Annotated in this window: 3 protein-coding genes; all 3 read left to right on the top strand. The window is 43.8% G+C overall.

All coding sequences use genetic code 11. From position 1 onward, the window contains the following. Positions 1-566 precede the first annotated feature (566 nt). The 3 genes from EO98_RS03035 to EO98_RS03025 all read left to right on the top strand — a co-directional run bounded on the left by EO98_RS03035 (position 567) and on the right by EO98_RS03025 (position 8,236). A complete protein-coding gene (locus EO98_RS03035) occupies positions 567-2,279 on the top strand; it encodes a hydantoinase/oxoprolinase family protein (protein WP_048143094.1) in 1,713 nt (570 codons plus the stop codon). Then, entirely contained in the window at positions 2,276-3,892 is a 1,617-nt protein-coding gene (locus EO98_RS03030) for a histone deacetylase (RefSeq protein ID WP_048143098.1), read from the top strand. Before EO98_RS03035 ends, EO98_RS03030 begins: the two co-directional genes overlap by 4 nt. 741 nt (positions 3,893-4,633) lie before the next feature. After that, complete coding sequence (locus EO98_RS03025; RefSeq protein ID WP_048160025.1) at positions 4,634-8,236, top strand: NosD domain-containing protein; 3,603 nt, start codon at positions 4,634-4,636, stop codon at positions 8,234-8,236. Positions 8,237-8,347 lie beyond the last annotated feature (111 nt).

The following is an 8,347-nucleotide window of genomic DNA, read 5'->3' as shown; positions in this document are numbered from 1 at the left end:
AAGAATCATGAGAAGGAGCATTAGCTACGTTTGGATAACATCTGGCAGCTTCAGTGCAACTAAAAACGTTAGAACCCGTAATGAGAATATCAATGTAGTCAATGTCGTTACACCTGGGAGGATTTATGCCCCGAACTCCGTACGTTTTTGAGGATTACTAATATATAATTATATTTTAAATGAAATTGAATTTTCGGCATTTCAAGTGCGTAAGTCCTAAGTATTATAGACGGTCGTATAGACAGTCATTGTTTTCTTTTCAGCGCCGCTCACCGCTTAAGTCCACCTGTGCATTGCAGACAAAAACTAAATTATTAGCTGTGTCAGGGTTTCGAGCCCGGAATATCAAGCGTGTGACCCGGGCATCAGACTAAATTGGTATGAAATGCACGGGCTCGGGATTACTTCTGAAAGAGATACTGTATAGACCTGCACTGTATCGAAACAAATTACACACTTATTTCTATATCGAAATCATTTGAAACTGAATTAATTAAATCCAGCTATAAAATACAGAAAAAAAGTTGAAAAATAAATTCATTCAGGTGAGGATAGGCGAATTGTGAATGCTTATAGGAATTGATGTAGGGGGCACCACCACAGATGCGGTGCTTATCCGGAACGGAGAAGTATACAGTACAGCCAAGGTTTCCACCGAGCGAGGGAATCTTCTGAAGTCTCTGCTCAATGCTCTTGATGAGGTCAGCAGAGGAGTTCCTCCGGAACAGCTCGAAAGGGTGGTTTTCAGTACAACCGTAATAACAAATCTTATTGCCGAGGGCAAAACTGACCGTGTGGCTCTACTGCTTATTCCGGGTCCGGGTGTTAACCCTTCAAGTTATATTTTTCCAGACAGTTTCTACCTTAAAGGAGCTATGGACTTCAGGGGAAGGGAAATCCAGCCCCTTGACGAAGCTGAGGTCCGGGAAACGGTGAACCGAATCCGGGAACAGGGTTATTTTAGAGCTGCCGTGGTAAGCAAATTCGGACAGAGGAATCCTTCCCATGAACTCAGGATAGAAGAAATCCTCTGGGAAATGTATCCGGACTGCCAGGTAGGACTCGGGCATAAGGTTTCGGGAAAACTGAATTTCCCGAGAAGAATCGCAACCTCCATGCTGGCCTCTGCAACAGGGGAACGTTACCAGGAGTTCGTTGCAGAGATCAAAAAAGCCCTTGAGGAACGGGACATCAGGGCTCCCGTATACATCCTTAAAGCCGATGGAGGGACTCTACCGATTGATAAATCAGTAGAGTTCCCTGTGGAAACTATTTTTTCAGGTCCCGCAGCAAGTACGATAGGAGCTCTTGCCCTTACCCCTGAGGGACAGACATCTGTTGTAGTGGATATAGGTGGGACCACTACCGACATTGCCCTTATCCTTTCCGGAAAACCGCTTATCGCTTCCAAAGGCGCAAAACTCGGAAACTTCCTGACCCATGTACGGGCTTTTGCCGTCCGCTCGATTGCGGTAGGAGGGGACAGCATTGTAAGGGTTAGAGAAACAGATCCCGGACTCAGGCTGGTAACCATAGGCCCTGAAAGGGCAGGTCCCGCTTACTGCATGGGAGGAGAAGAGCCAACCCCGACGGATGCCCTGAGAGTGCTCGGGCTTGTCGCGGTTGGAGACTCTGAACGCGCAAAAGAGGCAGTTGCATCCGTAGCCTCCAGCCTCGGGAAATCCGTAATTGAGACTGCTTCCTTGATAGTGGACACAACCGCAGGGATGATTGAAAAAGCCGTAAGGGAAATGTTTCTTGAATGGGAACAGGAACCTGCTTACAGGATATGGGAAGTCCTGCAGAAGAAAAAAGAAAGGCCTGAAAATGTTGTCGGGATCGGGGGCGGAGCAAGGGGCCTGATTTCCGTAGTCGCGGAAAAGCTGAACGCAAAACCGATTACCCCCGAATATTCGGAAGTCGGAAATGCCATAGGGGCAGCTGTTGCAAGGCCCACCCTTACCCTTAACCTGCGCATCGATACTCAGCAGAAGGTCTATTCGGTAGCTGAAGAAGGAGAAATTGTAAACCTTAACTCAACGGATATCGGGAATTTCAATAAAATGCGCTCGGAGGAAGCCGAAGCCCTTGCAACAAAACTCCTCAGGGAACGCGCAAAAAGGTTTGGGATTTCCGAGTATGCAGACGAAGCCGAGATTGCTAACAGTGAGGTCTTTAACGTGGTTGAGGGCTGGTTTACGGCAGGGCGGCTTTTTGATGTAAGTATGCAGATCCCGGCAGGCCTTATCCCCGAATGGAAGAGGGAGGAAAAAGCATGAAGCTAGGGCTTGGTAAAATTAAGGATGTTCTCAAAGGCGGAGCTGAAAAAAATACCGGGGCAGAGAAAAAAGCACGGAAAGAAGAGGAAATTGAGCCTGATAGAGTAGAGGGAGTTACAATGAAAACAAGAACTTCAGAGCCGAAATCTGAAGATGAATCGAGAAATGAACCGGAAAATGAATCGGAAAAAAAACCGGAAAACGAATTGAAAAGTGAGCCTGGGAAAATACCGGAAAACGAACCCATGGTTCCGGCAGACCGGGCAGGAGCAAAAAAGACCGGCCTTATTTTCTTCCCGGCCTTTGACTGGGCAATTTCTCCAACCCATCCGGAAAGAGAGGAGCGTCTCCTCTATACACGGGACCAGATTTTTGAAGAAGGCCTGATGGACCTGCCCCAGATAGAGGAGTATAAGCCCCGCCTCGCAGATTTCAAGGACATTGCAAGGGTTCATTTCTGTGTTCCTGACATAAAAGCCCAGGCTACAACCCCTCACCGGATTTCAGCAGGCAGCTGCCTGGTCCTTGCTGACGCGCTCATGCGGGGAGAGGTTAAAAATGCTTTTGCCCTTGTCCGCCCGCCAGGTCACCATGCAATGACAGTCGCCCACGGAAACCGCGGCTTTTGCAATATAAATAATGAAGCAATCCTTGTCGAATACCTGAGAAAAAAGTATGGGATTCGCAGGATTGCAATCGTGGATACTGATGTCCATCACGGGGACGGGACACAGGAGATTTTTTACAACGACCCGGATGTGCTTTTTATCTCCTTCCATCAGGACGGGAGGACACTCTATCCCGGCTCGGGCTTCATGAACGAACTCGGAGGCCCGAGAGCCCTTGGCAGGACAATCAACATACCTCTGCCGCCGGGTACTCCGGATGAGGGTATTCTCTACGTGCTCGATACCCTGGTGCTTCCCATTCTCAAGGACTTCAGGCCTGAACTTGTCCTCAATTCTGCAGGACAGGACAATCATTATACTGATCCGCTTGCAAACATGCGCTTTTCTGCACAGGGATATGCTAAACTGAACGAGAAACTTGCTCCCGACATGGCAGTGCTTGAAGGAGGCTATGCTATCCAGAGCGCGCTGCCCTATGTGAATACGGGAATAATCCTTGCCATGGCCGGGCTTGACTACTCCTGCGTAAAGGAACCCGAGTTCAAGCCAGGGATGTTTGTCCAGGCTGCAAGAGACAGGAAAATCCTGGAGGAAATTGTTGCAACCCAGCTCGAAAACTGGAAAAACCGGGACAGGCTTGTAAAAGCAGAAGTGGCAAAACACGGAGACTTTTACAGCCGGAAAAAACAGATCTTCTATGATACCGATATGATCCAGGAATTTCAGGAGGAAACAGTCCGGATGTGCCCTGATTGTCAGGGTTATGTGGCCATAGACTCCCATGCCCACAGGAGCATAAATGATACCAGGATCTTCGGGATTTCAGTCCCCATCTACGCCTGTGCCAGCTGCCAGGCTGAAGCCAGGGAAGAATACAGGAAGAGGCTCAATTATCCGGAATATGAATACGTTTACCTTCAGGATAAGAAAGTAGACGAATACAGGGCATACAATACCAGGACAAAACAGGAAACCGTTTACTGAAAGGCTCTATTTTGAGAAGCCCTTGAGAGGTTTTGAGAGTGGAAAATCATTTATTGAGGGACTATACAGGCTCCGGTCCCCATCTTCAATCTTTATATTACCCCGGCGGAGTTCGGGGACGCCGGAGCTCCTCTCCCCATTTTTAATATATGCATTTTACTCTTCATCTTCTTTATCTTCTATATCATCTTCATCTTCTTCATCTTCTTCATTTTCGTTATCTTTTCCAGTCTCCCCAATTTTTTTACATTTAGTTTTTCCTTTGAGTTAATTTATTTCTTACCTTTTCTTTTCTGGTTTTCTGGGAAGTTAATCCAAAATAATTTAAATATGATAATAAATTTTCAGAGAAAACATTTGAAATATATTAATCTTTCTCTGTATGATAAAAATTTAGATGTTTTTCTTAAATACTAATTCAAAAGTCAACCAAATTATTTCTCTAACTGGAAAGCTTACAGCCATCAAAATAATTTGATTTCAACTTCTATAATTATATTCAGTTGCCTGTAGTCCGCGTTAAATGATAGGCGAAGTGCCCTTTAATATAATATATTATACAGTATTAAGAAAGGGGGCAAAATTAATTCCAATAAATACAGATATGTATTGTCATAGTGCCTTATTATATTCCTCTTGAAAAATATTATTTCAGACCAATATGTTTATATTATACATATCTTTAATCCCTAATTAATTGAAGGAAGTGTAGTTGCAAATTTCTTCTATTTTTACGGAGGAATGAGAATTAACAGATTACAATTTTTAATGCTAACCACTCTCATAATCACATTAAGCTCCTGTATTGGGGCAGCGGCTGATATTCATGCCAATTCTACGAATTCTATACAGGCCGCAGTGGACAGTGCAAATTCAGGCGATGTAATTATCGTTGAATCCGGAACTTATATAGAAAATATTGATATCAGTAAAGATAATCTGGTAATCAGGTCAGAATCCGGGAACCCTGCGGACACGACAATTACTGCGGACAACCCAAATGCATCTGTAATCACTATACAGAATACAAACAACGTAACGGTTAAAGGGTTCAATATTACTGGGGCAGGAAATGACAACTCAGGAATTCATGTGCTCACAAGTCCTAACTGTACCATTGAGGACAACATATTATACAACGACGCCCTTGGAATATATTTGGAATATTCCGATTATAATGTCATCCGAAACAACATTGCTACCAAAGATAGTCCGGTAGGCGCAGGTCGAGGAATTAATATTGAGTGGTCTAAACATACCACCGTCTCAAACAACACGATTTCTAATCAGAGGTACGGGATATATCTCCAGAATTCCGACTCAAACAACCTTTCAGAAATCACTGAAAGTATGAGCAGTACAGGTATTGTTCTGGAGACCTCCAGTAATAATAATCTGGAAAGCAGCAGCTTTAATTCGAACGCCGTCTCTGGTATATATCTGGTAAATTCCAGTAACAATAAACTGAAGAGTAATACCGCATTTAACAACTCCAATAGCATTTACCTCGTAACATCCAATGAAAACACAATTTCAGGTAACGAGGTAAATCTGAATAGTGACCATGGTATTTTCCTGGACAACTCAAGTAATAACAACATTCTGAGTAATACGGCTTCAAGCAGCCCATACGGGATAGCTGTAAGGTATTCCGATAACAACAACCTGACTGGCAATAATGCGTATAACAACACCCAGGGCTTTTATATAACGCTCACATCCAGCGATAATACGCTTTTAGAGAATACGGCAAATTCAAACACCGGCTCTGGTATCAGTCTTTATAGAGTCAGTGATAATATCCTGGAAAACAATGAAGCAAATTTGAACCCGACTCAAGGCATCCTTCTGGACAATTCAAGCAATAATAAAGTGTTCAACAACAGCGTATCCCAAAACGGCAGAGGTATTTACTTAGGCTCGTTATCCAGTGGGAACACACTTTCAGGTAATAAGGCAAATTCTAATAGCGGTACTGGTATTGTTCTTGACGATGTCGGCAGTAATAATAACCTTATCAGCAATACTGCAAGTTCTAACAGTAATTATGGGATTTACCTGATAAATTCCAGCAACAGTAACCTGGTCAGTAATACAGCTTCGAGCAACTCTAAAGGAATCTATGTGAAATATTCAAACGGGAGTATGATCTCCAACAATATTTTATCTGATAATACGGCAGATGTTAATAACTCGAATGGGATAATGCTCTCGTATTCCAATGGCAATGTCCTCTACATGAATACGGCTGATAACAACGTCTATGGAATTTCTTTGGATTCTTCTCAAAACAATAATGTTTCAAGTAATAGTGTAACTTCAAGCATTAAATACGGTCTATTTTTGTGTTCTCGGAGCACTAATAACCTTATTTTCAACAATTACTTGAATAATACATATAACACAGATAATAAAAACAATGGAAGTGTCTGGAACACACCAAAAGCTCCAGGTAAAAGCATTGTAGGCGGGTCCTATGTTGGAGGTAATTACTGGGCAACTCCCCTCGGAACAGGTTTCTCCCAACTAAATGCAAATAATGATTCAAATGGGGACGGCATTATTGATACGCAATATAATGGAGATAACTTAATCGACTATCTCCCGCTTGTAGCTGTTTCTGCACCAGAGCCGGCGTTTCCTGTAGCAGACTTTTCAGCCACTCCTACTAGCGGCCCTGCTCCCCTCTCAGTTACCTTTACTGACCGTTCACAAAACGCAACATCGAGGAGCTGGAAATTTGGAGACGGAGCTACTTCAAACGATACGAATCCAACGCATTCTTATTCCCTGGCAGGAAACTATACCGTTAACCTGACAGTAAGCAACCTGAAAGGCACGGATTCAAAAACTGCTGTTATAACTGTGCTGGAAAACGAAATTGATGTACCTCCTGTCGCAGACTTTACCGCCAATCCCACTAGCGGCTCTGCCCCCCTTCCCGTTCAGTTTACTGACCGTTCACAGAACGCAACATCGAGGAGCTGGAATTTTGGAGACGGAGATACTTCAAACGATACGAATCCAACGCATTCTTATTACTGGGCAGGAAACTATACTGTTAACCTTACAGTAAGCAACCTGAAAGGCACGGATTCAAAAACTGCTGTTATAACTGTGCTGGAAGAGAATGTAGATAATGATGTATTTCCTGTAGCAGACTTTATCGCCAATCCTACCAGCGGCTCTGCTCCCCTTTCAGTCTCCTTTACTGACCGTTCACAGAACGCAACATCGAGAAGCTGGAACTTTGGAGATGGAGCTACTTCAAACGATACGAATCCAACGCATTCTTATTCTCAGGCAGGAAACTATACCGTTAACCTTACAGTAAGCAATCTGAAAGGCATAAATTCAAAAACTGCTGTTATAACTGTGCTGGAAGAGAATGTAGATAATGATGTACTTCCTGTCGCAAACTTCGAAACCAATGTCACCAGTGGCTATGCTCCCCTTTCCGTCCTCTTTACTGACCGTTCGCAAGACGCAACATCGAGGAGTTGGGACTTTGGAGACGGAGTTACTTCAACTGAGTTGAATCCAACGCATACTTATTCCCTGGTAGGGACTTACCCCGCCAAACTGACAGTAAGCAATGCAAACGGCACGACTTCAAAAACTATTCTGATAGCTGTAGAGAGAAAGAGCAGCGGAGGAAGCAGCAGTGGTGGCGGTGGCGGCTCTCCTGAATCTTCCAGAAACATTGAAGCAAAGGAACTTTCTCAGGTCTTCATTACAAACGGAAAAGCTGTAAAGTTTGATTTCACGAAGGAAGCAACCTGTGTTGTTTATGTGAGCTTTGATGCAAAGAAGACCGCAGGTAAAATCACAACCATTGCCGAGATGCTGAAAGGAAAGTCCTCACTGGTTTCCGAACTGCCTTCGGGTGAGGTCTATAAGTCCTTTAACTTATGGGTCGGAAACGGTGGGTTTGCAACCTCAAATAACATCGAAAACCCTGTAGTCTGCTTCAAGGTTGAAAAGGCCTGGATACAGGATAAAAAGATAGACAGATCTACCATTGCCCTGAACAGGTACAGCGATAAAAAATGGGGGCAGTTGCCAGTCAGCCTGTTAAAAGAAGATGACAAATACCTGTACTTCACAGCTGATGTTCCGGGCTTCTCTTCCTTTGCAATAACAGGGAAGGCAAATACATCTCCGGAAGAAACTGTAACTGAAATACAGCCCGATGATGAATCTGGCAACTCTGAAAAGAACACGGAGGATACAGGATCGGAAGTTGCTCAGGAACCCGGACAAGATGAGAATAGCACGCCGGGCTTTGAGATGGTTTACGGTGTGGCAGGTCTGCTTGCAGTATTACTGTATAAAAGAAAATAAAACAGCTAAATGAAAGTAAATAAATAGTAAATTTAAGTGTAGAAATAAGACTGGATGGAGGTTTGATACCTTCATCCTGCTTTTCTTTTTTGTTCTTTTCTCATACTTTTT

The organism is Methanosarcina sp. 2.H.T.1A.6, from assembly GCF_000979455.1.
GTDB lineage: Archaea > Halobacteriota > Methanosarcinia > Methanosarcinales > Methanosarcinaceae > Methanosarcina.
This window is presented reverse-complemented; position numbering and strand designations above follow the sequence as displayed.